The sequence below is a fragment of the Priestia sp. SIMBA_032 genome (assembly GCF_046535215.1).
Taxonomy (GTDB): domain Bacteria; phylum Bacillota; class Bacilli; order Bacillales; family Bacillaceae_H; genus Priestia; species Priestia aryabhattai.
In genome coordinates, this window is the sequence record NZ_JAWRXD010000001.1 from 121,220 (window position 1) to 137,146 (window position 15,927).

Sequence of the window (15,927 nt, forward strand, 5' to 3'; positions counted from 1 at the left end):
CATTTATAAAGTCGTCACTGCTACTTTTCGTTTTATACTTCCCTCGAACTGCTAAAATCAGAATCTTTCGTATCGAGCATTTAAAAATAAGTGGGTAGGTCTACCACTTTACTCGCCTAGCATAACGGTAGACTTATTGCGTGACGGTCAAGCTATAGTTTACGCATCATGGAATGGTTCAACAGAAACAGTCGCTTGGCAGGTACTGGCGGGACCAACACCTTTTAAATTAGCAGTAGTGGTATTTACTGCCCCTCGTACTGGATTTGAAACAGATATTTATGCTGAGACAGTTGGTCCCTATTTTCAAGTGAAAGCATTAGACTCCTGTGAGAACGTAATTGGTACATCACCGACTACTTACGTGAAAATAAGACGAAATAGACGAAAATGAGCATTAATAATCTTCTATCAGATTTTTAAAAATGTTCTTATAGTGCCCCCTACTCAGAAGGATTGCGGGGGGCATTCAATTTTTAAGGAATTAAATAGAAATTATGTGAGCCAAGGATTTTTTCAAAAAACTGCTACTATATTAATCTAAACTACAAAATAAAGTTCCAGATATATAATATTACATTTTAACGAATAGTAAGGATAAAGAACTGAGGGAATATTTTAGCTGAGTATGAGGTGCTTTTTCTATCAAATTATTTAACTTTTAAAATAATATCTTCTGATCGGTCATTCCATTTAACAGTTAAAATCATATATTCAGATTTAATTACATCTTTACTAACGTCAACCTTTACTTTTTCTTTAAAATTCCCTTTTTTATTTAACCTTGCGTCCCTCAAGGATGGAATTATTTTAGCCATTATATCAGCCTCACCTTTTTCTTTTAAATTGCGGTAAATAATATAAAAATATACAAGGCGTCCATGAGATTTAATAATATTTATTAAATGATGAAAAATAATTAATCTTCTACAAAGCACTCTGTTATAAAAATTTAACGCAAAATGATCTTTAAGGAGCTTTGTTCATTCTAATGCACGGTTCTGTTTTTATAGACTCTTAAGAAATAGTACAAGCCAAGCAGAAGTAATCCTGCATTTGTATAAACATAAAAGATAAATCCATACAAAAAGTTCTTTTGAGCCAATGAATCAAAAACATAATGTAAAGAGTGGTATAGCGCTACATAGATTAAACAAAGATTCCAGAAAATATTTTCTTCTCTAGAATAAATCTCTCTTAGTAATAAAAGAATGATCCACCAAAACACAAGTATGGATGATGTACTGAGTAAGTTAATTGGATAAGTCTTATAGTAAAAGAAATACGCGCTGCTATAAAATAAAAGCATCGATAGTAACAACATGAATAGTGGCTTTCTAGAGTGTTTATTAGTAATAAAAAAGTACACGCCAACTAAAATGGCAATAAAAAAATAAATGTAATTCAACATATTTCCCATCTTAAACCTCAAAATTTTTATAATTTAATACTATGATATTTAAGTTTCTAATAAAATCTTTTATGTATTGGCTCAAAAACACAGCATTTTACGCTTCCTTGCCTTTTTTATATGTATAATACTCAAAGAAAGCAATCCCAAAGGAAACTCCAAAAGCGGTTGAAAATGCTGTTAAAAGATCAAAATTAGAGGTGAACAGAATATTAATCATTAAGTTTCCTCCAAAGAAAATGAAAAAATATACTAAGAATTTCAAAATAACTTTTTTCAAGAACTACCCTACTTTCATAGATGTCATTTAAATTGACTGCTGATTCAACATAGATTTTAAAAATCACGAAATTATAAATATAACCAATATATGATTATATTACCATATATTTTTACTGACCATAAAAAAGAACCTCTTTAAAATAGAGGTTCTTTTCTTATAACAGATAAGATGTTTAGTTATTGTAATGACGAGAATTAAAATGTCATTCGCAAGTTTTCATTTAATAAAGATAGTTGTCTTACTACCTATAGCTTCTCTACCAATTCATCAACACGGACACAAGTGAATCCTTTTGTTTGTACTGTTTTTAATACATCTCTTAACGCATTAATTGTATTTCTTGGAGCGTCAGATTCCGCCCCGAGCGTATCTCCGCAGTCGTGTAGCAAAATGACGTCTCCGCCTTTTATGTTTGCTAGACGTTGTTTAATCTTTTCGCTTCCGCCAGAGGTTCGCCAATCTTCCGCCATGATTGACCATAGAATAATCTTATATTTACCTCTTCTCATAAAATCGAAAAGGTTGAGCATTCCCCAAGGTGGGCGATAATAAATAGGTTCGACTTCTGTGATAGCTTCAATCACCTTGGCTGTATCCTTCAGTCCTTTTCGAACTTTCCAAGGCGGCATAAACCAGTTGGATTGATGTACGTAATTATGAATTCCGATTAAGTGACCTTCATTATGCATTCGCTGAATCAGTTCAGGGTACTTTTCTGCTTTAGTACCGACCACAAAAAAGGTTGCCTTCACCTCATTTTTCTTCAGTAAATCAAGAAGTATGGGGGTATAAATAGGATTGGGACCATCATCAAATGTAAAAGCAATTTTGGATAAATCCCTTCCTGTTTTAACTACGTTCACTCCTAGACCACGTGATAGGAAATACGGAATAACAGTGTATAATAAAATTAAAAAAATAATAACAAAAATCATGAACTCCATATCATATACTCACCTCTATCTCCTTTTGCTTTTGTATCGTTCTACTATCTGTTACGTTACGTAATGAGCCGCATCTTGCTGCTTCGACAATGACATGGATAGCTTCCGTGGATGATGTTTTGGTTTGATATTTTTTCATCCTTTGTTTCATCCATCTTAAAGATGCTGAATCGCGGACAAGATTTTCAATTTGCGCAATCAACTCTTTTTCTGACTGTGCAGACAGTGCGAATCCCGAACGACATAAATACTCTGCATTGTCTTCTTCTTGTCCTGGTAATGAATGATAAAGTAGTATTGGCAAACTCATCGCCATTGCCTCAGAGGTTGTTACTCCCCCCGGTTTGCTGATCATTAAATCTGAAATAACCATTAATTCTTCAATACTTTCACAGTATCCCAAAATTCTCACGTCATGCTTGGAGTCTTTTAATTCCCATTCTAATTGTGTTTTTAACTTCTTGTTTTTACCGCATACTATAAAAAGTTGAATCGGTGTAGAGATGGACTCTAAGGCCTTAAAGGTTGAAAGTCCTTTCCCAAAAAATCCGTCTCCCCCTCCCATGATGAGCAGGGTGAACATATTTGGATTAATCATATATTTATCTAAGAGAAGATCCTTTGGAAGAACATCCACAAATCTTTTCCGCACAGGTATTCCAGTGTTTTTAATTTTATCTTTTTCTACACCTAACCTAATCAATTGGTCGCGTAATTGAGCAGATCCTACTACATATTGATCTGTAGAGGGATGAATCCAATAAGAATGATCCGTATAATCTGTAATGATGGTTACGGCTGGAATATCAATTAACCCTTGCTCTTTTAATCTCGATATAATCCCGGCGGCAAATGGATAGGTACTAACCACTACTTTCGGCTTTATTTCCTGTATGATTTTAAGCACAGTTTGCATGCCCGACAAAAAGATCGAATTTAGCTTAACGGAAAACGAATTTTTTACACGAGTTTTTTTATACAAAAAGCTGTACACTTGAGGAAACTTCTTAATGCTTTTTTTATAAATATAGTGGCTGATTGGATAGAGGTTGGGATGAATCCACTCCATGATATCCATGGTAATAGGCTCGGCATCAGCAACCATCTCATTTACTGCCTCGCTTATCGCATTTGCCACTTGTTTATGCCCCTCTCCAAACGTAGCGGAAAGAATGAGGTATTTATCTTTTTCACGATTGTTCATGACTTTTCCCTCCTTATAGTTTTTATTCTTCTGTCATATGATGAAATTTGAACTATTCACCACATCTTTTTGTTCTTTTGTTTATGCAAGTAAAGAATTACTCTACTGATAAAAGAGTAAACATGATAAAAAAATTAATATCGGGTATTTAGCCTTTTTAATCAATTTTTGTGGTGCATCTTTTCTTCTTTTTCGTTACATAGATTGTTTAGGAATTTCTTACACTATTTATTAGAAATAATATACAGTCTTAAGTTGAGCTTTCAAATAGCACATTTTCAGTCTACGTTTTGTAATTAAAAATAGGCTAAAAATAACATTAAAAATCAATGAAAAATCCAGTTTTTTTTATAAATAGTGCTACATTAAAAAAACAAAGGTGAAATTAATCTTTTCACTTCTCCTATTTTCAATAAAATTTAAGTCACTAACTGTGCTTTAGGTAAATACATACTATGAAAGAAGGACAAACCATGGATTTTATCACATCTTATATAAATCAATACGGATATGTCGTACTGTTTCTAGCATTAATGCTGGAACTTCTTGCGCTCCCTCTTCCAGGCGAACTGCTTATGGGCTACGCTGGGGTTCTTGCTTTTCAAGGACATTTAAGCTGGGTGGGAAGTATCTTGGTAGCTGGTACGGGGAGTATGGTTGGAATGACCATAGCCTACGGGGTAGGCTATAAGTTAGGGACTCCTTTTTTTGATAAATACGGAAAAACCCTTCATATGGGGCCAGACCGAATTGAAAGAATGTCAAAATGGTTTAGTGTACATGGAAACAAGCTGTTGATTATTGCTTATTTCCTCCCAGTTATTAGACATATTACAGGATATTTTTCAGGAATTACTCGCCTTCCCTTTCGTACGTATGCACTGTATGCCTATAGTGGATCATTTCTTTGGGTCACCACATTTATTACTTTAGGAAAGTTATTAGGGCCTCAGTGGGAACAGTTTCACCATTCTATTAAGAAGTATTTTGTCATTGGGATGATTGTAGCTGTAAGTTTGTTCGCAGCTATTTACATTTATAAAAAGTTCAAAGTAACGATTAAAAAGATAGCAATTAATTCCCTCAAGTGGATAGTAAACGTATTTCATACGCGGAAACGGGCAGGTCTTGTTTTCATATTTACAGCATTGGTTACATTAGGGTTTATTCTGCTTATGGTTGGAATGACGCAAGACTTTATCGCAAACGAGTTTGGAGATTTTAACAAAATAACGAGTTTATTAATAACAGCCCTTTTTAATAAAGATTGGAATGTACCAATGTGGGTATTTTTCATGCTGGGATCTAGGCAAGTTCTGATAGCATTGATTTTCTTTACACTTGTATGGATTTTATGGAAAGGCAGAGATAAAAAAATTGAATTATTATCTCTGATAGTTGTTGCAGGCGGCGGAGAGCTGTACGAAGAAAGTCTGAGACGAATTTTCCATCATTTCTCCCCTATTAGAAAGTCGTTAATAGAACACCTTTCATACACCTTTCCAAGCGAGCAGTCTTTAATGGCTTTTGTTATTTATGGGTTTGCTGTGTTTATGCTGGTTCGACACTCTAAAAGATTATGGGTTCCTACATTAGCACCAATAGCAGCCATTCTTATGTTGTTGCTTATTGCGATTAGTCGTTTGTATCTCAGCATACAATATCCCAGCGATATTGCAGCAGGATATGTATTTGGAGGAGTATGGCTAGGGTTAAACGTTTTACTTCTTGAAACCTTCCGTCTTATGAAAGGTATTAATCTATAGTGGTTCACTAAAAAGGAAGGTCTAACTAAACAGGAACTTCCCTTGTCCAAATGAAGTTTATTATATTTTGAACGATGAGAAAGGAGAACCTGCATGCAAAACTGTATTTTAATCGTTGAAGATGAAGAAATGATTGCGAGAGCTCTTCAAATTGAGCTTGAGCATGAAGGATACCAAGTATTCGTAGAGCACGAAGGAAAAAGCGGCCTTGAAGCTGCTTTACATAATAGTATTGATTTAGTTTTATTAGACGTCATGCTTCCAGAACTTAGCGGTATCGAAGTCCTTCGAAGAATTAGAAAAAAGAACGTCTACCTCCCTGTTATTCTTTTGACAGCCCGTGACACTACGCTAGATAAAGTGATGGGACTAGATCATGGAGCAAATGATTACATCACCAAGCCCTTTGAAATAGAAGAGGTGTTAGCTAGGGTACGCAATAGTCTTCGTCATAGAGCTATCATTCAAGAAGTTACTGACAAAAAAGATGTTCATTTATCAATAGAAGATTTATCTGTAAATCTAGAGAGCAGAGAAGTAATAAGAAAAAACAAAACGATTATATTAACGCCGAAAGAATATGATTTGCTTGTTTATTTACTAAAAAATCAAAATATCGTATTAAGCAGAGAAAATATCCTTTTGACCGTTTGGGGCTATGATTATGAAGGAGAAACAAACGTAGTAGATGTGTATATTGGACATTTGAGAAAGAAAATAGAAGAAGATATTACCTCTTCCTTGATTCACACCGTCAGAGGAGTAGGATATGTGATAAGAAAGGAACCATATGAAAATTACTACCAAGGTTAACTTGTTTATTACAGTTTCTCTGTTAGTCAGCTTGCTCATTGTAAATACGATTGTATTTTTTTTATTTATGAAAACGACCGTTAATATGGAAGCACATTTAGTCTTCAAAAATGCGAATGAAATGTTGAAAAAACACCACATTTCCGAATCCTTAACACTCGACAAAAACCTTTTAAACTCTTACATGCCTAGTCACTCTTTTATTCGAATCGTGGGGCCGAACTCTACAACTATTAATCAAGTCACTAACGACAAAGTTCTTGTTCAGAAAAGAACTTTGAACTTAGATCTTTTCAAGAACATCAAAATTTAGTCGTTCACGTACCGATTCGTCAAAATCAAAAAGTCATAGGTACGTTAGAAATAAGTGAGAGATTACCTGGACTAGAAAGTCGTAAAGACATTATTTTATCCATAATGGGGACTGTTACCGTTATTTCTGTTCTTCTTTCTTTTCTAGCCGGCAGATGGTTATCGACTATTATTATGAAGCCTATTGTATCAATGATTTCCACAATGGAGGATATTGAACAAAGTGGAACGTTAAAAAAGATTAGTATACAAACTGAAACAAAAGATGAAGTGTATAAAATGGCCGCTACATTTAACCGGATGATTAGTAAACTGAAGGAAAACTCAGATAAACAAAGGCAGTTTGTTTCCGATGCTTCGCATGAGTTAAAAACGCCTGTGACTGTTATTAGCAGCTTTATTACAATTCTTAGAAGGCATGGAACACAAGATGAAAAAATAGCAAAAGAAGCAATTGAGGCTATTTATTTAGAAACAAATAGAATGAAAAATTTGACCAAAACACTGTTAAGTTTAGCTGAATTAGAGGATTCCAAACCTGTTGACATAAAATCAGTTGATCTTGTCTCTCTCAGTACAGCCCTTGTAACTCAGTTCATGCAAGTTTATGACCGACCTATTATCCTGCATAAAAATTCCCACTCCATTTTCATCAAGGGAGATGAATTGAAGCTAAAACAAGTAATCATTATCTTTTTAGATAATGCCATAAAGTATAGTACCGATGTCATTGAGGTCTTTTTAGAAAGTAATCAGCATATGGGAATTCTTCGAATAAAAGATTATGGCATCGGCATACCGCAAGAAGAACAATCTCATGTTTTTGAAAGGTTTTATCGAGTAGACAAAGCCCGCAAACGGGATTCGGGAGGAAGCGGACTAGGATTAGCTATTGCTAAAAATATTGTGAACCTCCATAAAGGAGAAATTGAGATAGAAAGTAAAGAACATATTGGAACAGAGATTAAAGTTACTTTTCCCCTTACGAACTGAGTAAGTCGCTTTTATATAAATTGGCTCATGTACCACTAGCGAGGCAGCAATTATAAATATTTTATCTCTAAAAATGCTACCTAATGCGTACATTCGAAACGAAATCACCAATTTTTCATGAAAAAAAAACACCTCCAAGTGATTGCTCGGTCCTCCATACCTAGTTATCAGCTTGAAGGTGTTTTTTCATTTATATAAAATCAGAGCCTGTCCAACTTATTAGCAGTTGCGTTTTCTTAATCTGTGAACGCTGATACTTTCTAAACTAGTCATATTTCTATTACCTGAATTATCTTCCCATACTAAAAATCCGCCTTCTGCTCGAATAAACGTACCATTTCCATCAAGCTGTCTTCCAGCAGAAAAAACTTGAATTTTATCTCCTCTTCGAAAATTATCTACTATAGAGCGAGATTGAGATGTACGACGCTCTCCACTACGACGTCCTGGCATAACTTCACCTCCCTATACACATTTATAGTACATACTATGAAAAAACGAAAATTGGCATAAACAAAGCGCGTAAAAGCACAAAAAATATTTTATAAATGAAAATTTAGACATACTTGCCCTTAGCATTTCTGCAATTTCTCTTACATTCATTTCTACTCAACATAATGCCTCTTTCTAGAGCACATATAAAAGCTGGCTCTTAGTGCCATAACGATTTTTTTGTTGCTGCAACTTACATAAACACTGAATCTCTTTCATCTTATAATGCTGTTGTTGCATTGATTTGTTGAGTATAAAATACATACATGATTAAAGTGCTTGATATATAATTTAAAAAGTTATATCTTTTAGACGCAAAAAAGAACCCTCCATAAAAAGAGGATTCAAACAGGGTAAGTAAGAAAAAGAAATATACATGCATGTTCCTGGGGGGCACTACGCTTGTATAATCAACTTATACCCGCTATTCACTAGTTCAAACAGTTAAAAACATTTCAAATAAAAATTAATAGTTAATCTATTAAATACAATTATTTGTCTTTAAGCTATGTATAATACAGTCTTCATAAAGTCTTAAATTCTCTTTACTCGCCCACTTACTCTGAATATATTCAATAGCTTGATCTTTGTACTCTACCTGTTCTCTAATATTAATAATTCGCATAACAAGTGCTCCCCTATCAAGAATAACAACCATCATTTACATATATGAAATTTATGGCTATCTGATTTCAATTCTCGTCGTACAGTATCTCCCGAGCGATAAACGTTAGAGACATTCCCTCCTGTTAGCACTTCTTCGTCCTCAAAGCTTGGCATATAAACATTCCCCCTGAACATATCCTATTTGTCGGCAATAAGTGAAAATGATAAAGCATTCATCATAAATGAAATACCTTATTTTACTACTGATTTAGAAAAGCTCGTACTTTTTCTTTTATAGCCTAGCAACAATCTGGGGACTGACTGATAAGGTGTAGAAAATCGGTTATAGTCATGTTACGTTACATTATAAAAAAGAATCTTCATTCGAAGATCCTTTTAACTGCTTGTTTCATACAAAAATCCTCTAAAAAAATGGAAGACTACTACTATGTTAAATCACCAAAATCCTCCATCAGAGTGGATAATTTGCCCGGTAATCCATTCTGCTTCTTCACTTGCTAAAAAGATAACTAATTTTGCGGCATCCCGGGGCTCACCAAGCCGGCCCATTGGGAATTTCGGCAGTAAATCTTCCTTCAACTTACTGCTCATCCATCCAGTATTAGTCGGTCCAGGATCCACAGCGTTAACAGTAATTTTAAGAGGTGCTAATTCAATAGCAACTGATTTAGTAAATGTAGAAACAGCCCCTTTTGTTGTAACATAAGCCAAATTTCCAGGCTCAGGTGACTTATCTTGACCTGATACCATATTAATAATTCGCCCGCCATGCTTGCCTTCGATTAGACGTGCAAACTCAACAGTTAAAAGGCATGTTCCTCTAACATTCACGCTATAATGAGCGTCGAGAACATCAGCATCTATTGAACGAAAATCCACGTCCATAGAATGTGTTGCATTATTTACAAGGATTGATGGAGAACCCAGTTTGGTTTGAACTGTATTAAGCAGTTTTCTTGGTGCACCGGGCTGTGATAAATCCAATTCCATCGATTCACATCGTACGCCTAGACTGCGAATCTCCTCAATCAGGTGCTTTGACCAATTAAAATCATCCTCATTACAATAATTCATTAAACGATCATAATTTGACCAATGAGTGAAAAAAATATCCGCTCCTTCTTTAGCTAACTCCCTGCATATTTCAGTACCAATACCTTTTGCCCGGCTAGCACCAGTAACAATCGCAATTTTATTTATTAACCGCTTCATAAAGCATCTCCTCATGGGAACGCTGAACAAAGGTATGCTCACCAATAGCACATGTATTCAGCAATCCTGTATATGTATATTAATCTATTAAGTTGTAATAAATGAAAAAATGTAAGTAAAGTTTAAAAGGTATTTTCTCCATATTAATCATTCATTCTCGTTTTACCTCACATGATTAGTCTTCCATACGTGCCTTCAACTTTCCTGCTCTATTCTAGTCAATATAGAACTTATTACAGGTAGTAAACTCTCGGTCTCTAACAAGTTTATGCTCGTCCCCTCCCCTTAGTTTTAGGTATATTTCACTCTTTGATAAAGAGATAGGCAGAATAATCGATTCCCTAAATAAAATTTCAAAAGGAAATAACCTCATTTTAGAGAACTGAATAAGGGGCTGCTTTTCATTTCTCTAACATTTAAAAGGAGGTATACGAATGAATGAACAGATACTGAAAATTAACAAAGTGGAAATTTGTACAGAAAGTTTTGGAAACCCTAACAACCCGGCTGTACTACTAATAATGGGAGCAATGTCTTCGTTAGATTGGTGGGATGAAAACTTCTGTCTTCGTCTTGCCGAAAGGGAGAGATTTGTTATTCGTTACGACCATCGTGATTTAGGGCGATCTACCACTTATCCACCCGGTACCTCTAACTATACGATAACGGATATGGCTGATGACGCAATTGGCGTTTTAGATGCTTATTCTATAGAAAAAGCTCATATTGTTGGAATGTCATTGGGCGGGATGATAGGTCAGATTCTTGCTCTTAGATATCCGGATCGCATAGATTCTCTTACTTTAATTGCATCAAGTGTATTTGGAACGGAGGCGGAAAAATTGCCTCCAATGGACCAGCGTATACTTGATTATCATACAAAAAGCACTTCCATAGACTGGTCAAATCAAGAGGCAATCGTTCACTACCTTGCAGGTGGATGGGAAACTTTAAGTGGAACAAAACCTTATGAAGAGGAAAGAATGTATAAGCTAGCAGAAAGAGAAGCCGCCCGTGCCAAACAGCTGCCGAGTCGATTTAACCATGCTTTGCTTCAAGGAGGAGGCCAATATTATGACAGATCAAGTGAAATTAGTATACCTACACTGATCATTCATGGGACAGAAGATCCAGCACTCCCATACGAACATGGACTTGCTCTTGCAAAAGCTATTGCTCATGCTAAATTAATAGCTCTTGAGGGTACAGGACATGAAGTCCATAGTGAAGACTGGGAACAAATTATCGAATCAATTGTAGAGATTAGCTCCTAAAAGTAAAACATGAGATATGAAGACTTCAAAGCGATTTTTTAAGAAATCGCTTTGGGGTCTTTTTATGTTTCAAAGTTCCTTCCTTCTACTTACAGTATACAAAATGTCTCCTATAGCAAAGGGTGTTTTGTACAAAAGTACCTGCATCTTTTCAAAACATCATATTTACGATACACTGATAATTCCTGAAAAAAATCCACATAAGGGTATTTAAGTAATAAAATGGAGGTTTTTATGAACTATTTTAAGGTGCTTTTTTGTTTAATCTTATTAATCCTTGTAGGTATAACCGGCTGTTCTTCACAAGAAGAAGTCACGAGTATTAACACTGTTGATGTAAAAGAGCTTAAAGACCACAGCGGAACTTATGTTGGAGATAATTCTAACGTAGTAGCTATCGTAAGAGCATTGCCCGGAGGAGAAACGTTTAAAGAAATTAATTTACATAATAAAACACCAAAAATAATTTATGGTACTAAAGAGGGCTCTTTATCAGAAGACGAAATGTTAAAGTATTGGTTTGACAATAAGAATACATTGGAGAAAAACTTTCTTTACAATGCTATTTATTTAACAATATTAGTGCCTAATGCTCAAGGTTACAGTTTTAAAGTAGACAATCAAAAATTCTCAGTATCTAGAAAAGAAATGGAACAGTTTATTTCCGACAACATTAAAACTTTACCGGATAGTAATAAATTATTTGATAAAGAAAAAGCACAGCAATTTATAGATCATAATAAAGAAAAGATAAATAAAACAGTTAAATCGGCAGCTATTCGAGAACAATTTTTTAAGAATGTTCCTATAGTAAAAGAATAAAAGGTGTTGAGACATAACGAAATGAATCCAATCTAAAGGTGAACAACTAGTATACGTGAGGTGAACCGCTTGTGACACCGCAGTTGATTTCCGTGCAAGGCTTCGCTTTCCGCGGGAGTCTTTGCCTTGCCCTCCAATCACCAGCCGGAAAAAACTTGGGTGAATCACTCCAAACTCTTTTTTCTATAAAGAAAGAAACCTATTACCGCTCCCACTACAGCCATAGCTACACTAAAGCGAATTAGATGAATAATAAAATCAATAAGGTTTAAATAGGTTGTTTCTGTTACACCATCACCGACTGATTCAACTTCTTTATATGGAATCACAAAGAAACCTAATGATCCTCCTAAAATAAGGCCGTAGAAAAAACCTTTTTCTATAAATTTCAACAAGAAAATCTCTTCCTTTCAAACATGCTCATTTAATGATTTATAGCATTCACTACTACTATTAAAAGGCATTTATTTATCTTTCATAAAAGATATTTTATTACATATAATCTATATATTAACATATCCATAGATTAAAAGGGAGACTAACGTATAGTCTCCCTTTCTGTAAAAGTTTAATAATTTTAACCATGTTATTTACTTAACCAATCTTTCAAATTAAATAAAAGCTCCAGAAAGTCACAAAGCAAGGAAGCTTTTCACAGCAGTTAAAAAAGCGGATAAGTTTCCTGTATGCACCTCATGTCCAGCCCCTTCTATCGTTACTAATTTACAATTTGGAATGCGCTTAGAAACTTCTTGCAATTTATCTTGAGGAATATGGCTGGAGCCTCCTCCTATGATGAGAGTAGGTGCAATTATCTCTGTAAGACTTTCCCACCATTTAGGATTGGGATTGTTTAACTGTTGAAGAATTGAAGGTACAACCTCCCAGTCAAACGGTAAAGGACCAGGCGGTTTGGCAGGAGTTTCGAACTTTTCTCCTGTAAAAGGTGGAGGAGTGTCTTCAACAATCAATTGATCTACCCTTTCTGGAAATGTTTCCGAAAAAAGATAGGACACCGTACCGCCCATAGAATGCCCAATCAACGTAAAGCGCTCCAAATTCATCGCATTTACGAACTGAAGTAAGTCATCACACATAAGTTCAAACGTATAAGTACTGGTTCTTTCACTTCCACCGTGTCCTCGCTGATCTAAAGCTAAAAATCGATATTCCTCTCCTAATACAGCTGCTACTTCATCCCAAGACTCTGCACTCATTCCCAAAGCGTGAAGTGCAATAATAGCGGGTGCCGAAGCTTCGCCTGCCTCTCGATATTGAAATGTTAAACCATTTAGTTCAATTTGATTTACTCGCATTTTCAAATTAGATCAACTCCTAACTCAGATTTCACCAATTAAAATCTAGTTTATTAAGGTTCATCTATATATTAGCGAAGGAATGAAGATTTCCTTCACTTCTTATCTTATTAGGAAAGATATTAGATTATTTTATGTATCCTGTGTGATTCTTTAGTCAGCATAATGCACCTAGAGTTTTTTACTTTCGATACCTATATAATTTAAACCAAAAGTACTGCAAGCCAATTGAATAAAAGATTGTAAAGGAAGAGACATAAATTTATCTTTATGCCAAAACATTTGTGTATAAAGAGTCGTATCAATTTTAGTACAAGCCAATTCTTTTAACATGCCTTTCTCAAGCTCTCCTTTTACTACTACTTCGGGCAATATCGCAATACCTAAATCTAGCATGACGCATTGCTTAATAGCTTCCACGCTTGCAAATTCAAATTTAGTTGATGTACAAATACCCGCCTCGCGAAACAAGTTTTCCAATACTACCCGGTATGAACACCCCGACTCAGTATACAAAAGAGTCTCATTTTCAAGCTCTTCTAAGTAGATATCCGTTTTATCAGCTAAAGGATGCTGAGGAGAAGCAATAATTTTTAAGTCTTCTGCAACAAGACATTGTGTATGTAGATTTGCATCATGATGCTGGATAGGCTCCATTGTAAAGGCGATATCAAGAGTGCCGTCTAGTAGCTGCGCTCTTGTTTGTGCTTGAGAGTAAGTGGGCTTAAAAATCGTTTTCACCTTTGGAAATTGATCCTTAAACTCTTTTAATATTGGAGGTAACCTATATGTACACTGGCTTTCAGAAGATCCAATAATGAGTGTACCCGCAGGCTCTTCCACTCCACTTACAGCGTTTTTTGCTTCCTTAGTCAATTGAATCATTTTATCGGCGTACCTTTTAAATTCTCGACCTGCCTCTGTTAAAACCAAGCGCTTTCCGAGACGTTCAAATAAAGGAGTTTCAAGTTCATTCTCAAGAGCTTTTATTTGAGCGGTAACGCTTGATTGAGCAAAGTTCAAAATTTTAGCTGTATATGTAAAATTTAAATTTTCTGCAGCTGTTTTAAATGTAATCAGTTGTTTTATTTCGATTTTCCTCACCTCTGTATAATCGGATATTTCGATTGATTCAATCGTAATGTTCATCTTTAATGATTGCTAATTTCATTATAAAATATGGTAAATCAAACCACAACATACTAAATATAAAGAGATAAGGGGAAATCATAATGTCTATCAAAAAAGAGGATACAAAGGAACCAACCGTTCTATTGCAAAAAAATACAAGTGACAAAAACTTCAAATACTATTGGAATGAAATTATTCGAGCGCTTATCGTAACCAAATAAGTAAGGCTAATCAATTTTATTTTTGGGAAAAGCAAATCCACATACAAGCGTATAAATATAAAAACAATAGCTCGCTAACGCTGACGATATACAGAGTTAGCGAGCTATTAACCTATTTAAACTTATAATTATGTTTATTGGCTTGAATCTAACCTAAACTTTGCAATATCCTTTTCATCTTGGGAGATAATGAGTATACCCTTTAACGCATTAGCTTGTAGCCTTTTTAGTTTTTCTTCAGTTGGTAAAAGAGGTAGTTCATTATTTTTTTCCTTTGCTCCTAAGGTATAACTAAGAGTAAATTTACTTGTTCCTTTAGATGGAATTTCTCCTATACTCATACCGATACCTAACTTATTGTCATCCATATTATAAATATTTGAACCAATTGCTTCTTTTACAGCTGATACTAACTCCTTATCTGGTTCTATGCGAATGTTTGTTTTAGCAAAATCAGAGAGAGCCATAATATTATTAGACTTATTTTCCATCGTGAATGTATAGTGTAACTCCGTTGGAACGATACTTTTACTTTTATTCTTTTTATCAGGTACTATCATTTCCCCAACGATTTTTTTATCATCTGTTAACGTTACCTCTGCTTTTTGTAATTTTAAGTACTCAACATTGTTTACATATTCCGTTTTTGAACAAGCGGAAATGATAAACACCAAACAAATAACAAACAAACCAAGATAGAACTTTTTCATATTTCTCCTCCAAACATTTTTTATCCCACAACAATAAACATATGTTAACTAATTTTCTATATTTTATATTTATAAACTTTTATTTAGGGTACAAATAAAAACACCAAGATGTTTTACGCTCGCTTGGTGTTTTTATGTTCATAACTATGCCTTAGCTCAAACAATATCCCCATACCTATTCCCACGTCATGTTTGTTATTAGTATCCCATGACTGTGCTGATTCCTTCTATCTATCACTTCATGGTGTGATTACGCTTCAATATAGTATTTAGAATACCTAATTCTTAACGTTCTTGAGACAAAGAAGATTTAGAATAAATAAAAGTACTTGTACTGATTTATTGTCCATAAATAAACTGTTCCTTCTCATTATTTTTTTAGTTTGAACATGTTTT

Annotated in this window: 16 protein-coding genes and 1 pseudogene; 6 read left to right on the forward strand and 11 right to left on the reverse strand. The window is 34.6% G+C overall.

Annotated elements, in window-relative coordinates; translation table 11 throughout:
- Positions 1 to 136: 136 nt before the first annotated feature.
- Entirely contained in the window at positions 137 to 394 is a 258-nt protein-coding gene (locus tag SB717_RS00610) for a hypothetical protein (RefSeq protein ID WP_410902974.1), read from the forward strand.
- Between the two features lie 256 nt (positions 395 to 650).
- Here the strand turns inward: SB717_RS00610 and SB717_RS00615 are convergent, their stop codons facing one another.
- From SB717_RS00615 to SB717_RS00630, 4 genes are all read right to left on the reverse strand, one after another.
- Complete coding sequence (locus SB717_RS00615) at positions 651 to 818, reverse strand: hypothetical protein (protein ID WP_312036220.1); 168 nt, start codon at positions 816 to 818, stop codon at positions 651 to 653.
- Between the two features lie 690 nt (positions 819 to 1,508).
- The gene (locus SB717_RS00620) at positions 1,509 to 1,631 is read right to left on the reverse strand and encodes a hypothetical protein (RefSeq protein ID WP_312036221.1); all 123 of its coding nucleotides are present in this window, start codon (positions 1,629 to 1,631) and stop codon (positions 1,509 to 1,511) included.
- A gap of 308 nt (positions 1,632 to 1,939) precedes the next feature.
- Positions 1,940 to 2,638: a polysaccharide deacetylase family protein gene (locus SB717_RS00625; protein WP_410902975.1), complete on the reverse strand. Its 699-nt coding sequence runs from the start codon at positions 2,636 to 2,638 to the stop codon at positions 1,940 to 1,942.
- Position 2,639: 1 nt separating this feature from the next.
- The gene (locus SB717_RS00630) at positions 2,640 to 3,842 is read right to left on the reverse strand and encodes an MGDG synthase family glycosyltransferase (RefSeq protein ID WP_410902976.1); all 1,203 of its coding nucleotides are present in this window, start codon (positions 3,840 to 3,842) and stop codon (positions 2,640 to 2,642) included.
- Between the two features lie 473 nt (positions 3,843 to 4,315).
- Between SB717_RS00630 and SB717_RS00635 the strand changes: the two genes are divergently transcribed.
- The 3 genes from SB717_RS00635 (at position 4,316) to SB717_RS00645 (ending at position 7,726) form a co-directional block, all read left to right on the forward strand.
- A complete protein-coding gene (locus tag SB717_RS00635) occupies positions 4,316 to 5,608 on the forward strand; it encodes a VTT domain-containing protein (protein WP_410902977.1) in 1,293 nt (430 codons plus the stop codon).
- Between the two features lie 93 nt (positions 5,609 to 5,701).
- Positions 5,702 to 6,421, forward strand: coding sequence for a response regulator transcription factor (locus SB717_RS00640; protein ID WP_410902978.1), 720 nt, complete (start codon positions 5,702 to 5,704; stop codon positions 6,419 to 6,421).
- Between the two features lie 417 nt (positions 6,422 to 6,838).
- Positions 6,839 to 7,726, forward strand: a complete 888-nt coding sequence (locus tag SB717_RS00645) for a sensor histidine kinase (protein ID WP_410902979.1) — start codon at positions 6,839 to 6,841, stop codon at positions 7,724 to 7,726.
- Between the two features lie 219 nt (positions 7,727 to 7,945).
- On the opposite strand, the gene SB717_RS00650 is transcribed toward SB717_RS00645, so the two are convergent.
- The 3 genes and pseudogenes from SB717_RS00650 to SB717_RS00660 form a co-directional block, all read right to left on the reverse strand.
- Positions 7,946 to 8,179 carry a hypothetical protein gene (locus tag SB717_RS00650; protein WP_410902980.1) on the reverse strand — a complete coding sequence of 78 codons (234 nt, stop codon included), beginning with the start codon at positions 8,177 to 8,179 and terminating at the stop codon, positions 7,946 to 7,948.
- Between the two features lie 708 nt (positions 8,180 to 8,887).
- A pseudogene (locus tag SB717_RS00655) lies at positions 8,888 to 8,998 on the reverse strand (aminoglycoside phosphotransferase family protein); the annotation flags it as partial.
- Positions 8,999 to 9,280: 282 nt separating this feature from the next.
- Positions 9,281 to 10,057 carry an SDR family oxidoreductase gene (locus SB717_RS00660; RefSeq protein ID WP_328108139.1) on the reverse strand — a complete coding sequence of 259 codons (777 nt, stop codon included), beginning with the start codon at positions 10,055 to 10,057 and terminating at the stop codon, positions 9,281 to 9,283.
- A 434-nt stretch (positions 10,058 to 10,491) separates the two neighbouring features.
- On the opposite strand from SB717_RS00660, the gene mle reads away from it, so the two are divergent.
- Both mle and SB717_RS00670 read left to right on the forward strand, forming a co-directional pair.
- Complete coding sequence (gene mle, locus SB717_RS00665) at positions 10,492 to 11,331, forward strand: alpha/beta fold macrolide esterase (protein ID WP_098622325.1); 840 nt, start codon at positions 10,492 to 10,494, stop codon at positions 11,329 to 11,331.
- 234 nt (positions 11,332 to 11,565) lie between these two features.
- Positions 11,566 to 12,153 carry a DUF4825 domain-containing protein gene (locus tag SB717_RS00670; RefSeq protein WP_410902981.1) on the forward strand — a complete coding sequence of 196 codons (588 nt, stop codon included), beginning with the start codon at positions 11,566 to 11,568 and terminating at the stop codon, positions 12,151 to 12,153.
- Positions 12,154 to 12,317: 164 nt separating this feature from the next.
- On the opposite strand, the gene SB717_RS00675 is transcribed toward SB717_RS00670, so the two are convergent.
- The 4 genes from SB717_RS00675 to SB717_RS00690 all read right to left on the reverse strand — a co-directional run bounded on the left by SB717_RS00675 (position 12,318) and on the right by SB717_RS00690 (position 15,531).
- Positions 12,318 to 12,548, reverse strand: coding sequence for a hypothetical protein (locus SB717_RS00675; RefSeq protein ID WP_410902982.1), 231 nt, complete (start codon positions 12,546 to 12,548; stop codon positions 12,318 to 12,320).
- Positions 12,549 to 12,785: 237 nt separating this feature from the next.
- A complete protein-coding gene (locus SB717_RS00680; protein WP_081350991.1) occupies positions 12,786 to 13,475 on the reverse strand; it encodes an alpha/beta fold hydrolase in 690 nt (229 codons plus the stop codon).
- 165 nt (positions 13,476 to 13,640) lie between these two features.
- Entirely contained in the window at positions 13,641 to 14,564 is a 924-nt protein-coding gene (locus tag SB717_RS00685; RefSeq protein ID WP_410903431.1) for a LysR family transcriptional regulator, read from the reverse strand.
- A 391-nt stretch (positions 14,565 to 14,955) separates the two neighbouring features.
- A complete protein-coding gene (locus tag SB717_RS00690; protein WP_410902983.1) occupies positions 14,956 to 15,531 on the reverse strand; it encodes a hypothetical protein in 576 nt (191 codons plus the stop codon).
- Positions 15,532 to 15,927: the final 396 nt, after the last annotated feature.

Coding starts and splice junctions, on each gene's coding strand:
- SB717_RS00615 (WP_312036220.1), bottom strand. CDS start 818: ATGGCTAAAATAATTCCATCCTTGAGGGACGCAAGGTTAAATAAAAAA.
- SB717_RS00620 (WP_312036221.1), bottom strand. CDS start 1,631: ATGATTAATATTCTGTTCACCTCTAATTTTGATCTTTTAACAGCATTT.
- SB717_RS00625 (WP_410902975.1), bottom strand. CDS start 2,638: ATGGAGTTCATGATTTTTGTTATTATTTTTTTAATTTTATTATACACT.
- SB717_RS00630 (WP_410902976.1), bottom strand. CDS start 3,842: ATGAACAATCGTGAAAAAGATAAATACCTCATTCTTTCCGCTACGTTT.
- SB717_RS00635 (WP_410902977.1), top strand. CDS start 4,316: ATGGATTTTATCACATCTTATATAAATCAATACGGATATGTCGTACTG.
- SB717_RS00640 (WP_410902978.1), top strand. CDS start 5,702: ATGCAAAACTGTATTTTAATCGTTGAAGATGAAGAAATGATTGCGAGA.
- SB717_RS00645 (WP_410902979.1), top strand. CDS start 6,839: ATGGGGACTGTTACCGTTATTTCTGTTCTTCTTTCTTTTCTAGCCGGC.
- SB717_RS00650 (WP_410902980.1), bottom strand. CDS start 8,179: ATGCCAGGACGTCGTAGTGGAGAGCGTCGTACATCTCAATCTCGCTCT.
- SB717_RS00660 (WP_328108139.1), bottom strand. CDS start 10,057: ATGAAGCGGTTAATAAATAAAATTGCGATTGTTACTGGTGCTAGCCGG.
- mle (WP_098622325.1), top strand. CDS start 10,492: ATGAATGAACAGATACTGAAAATTAACAAAGTGGAAATTTGTACAGAA.
- SB717_RS00670 (WP_410902981.1), top strand. CDS start 11,566: ATGAACTATTTTAAGGTGCTTTTTTGTTTAATCTTATTAATCCTTGTA.
- SB717_RS00690 (WP_410902983.1), bottom strand. CDS start 15,531: ATGAAAAAGTTCTATCTTGGTTTGTTTGTTATTTGTTTGGTGTTTATC.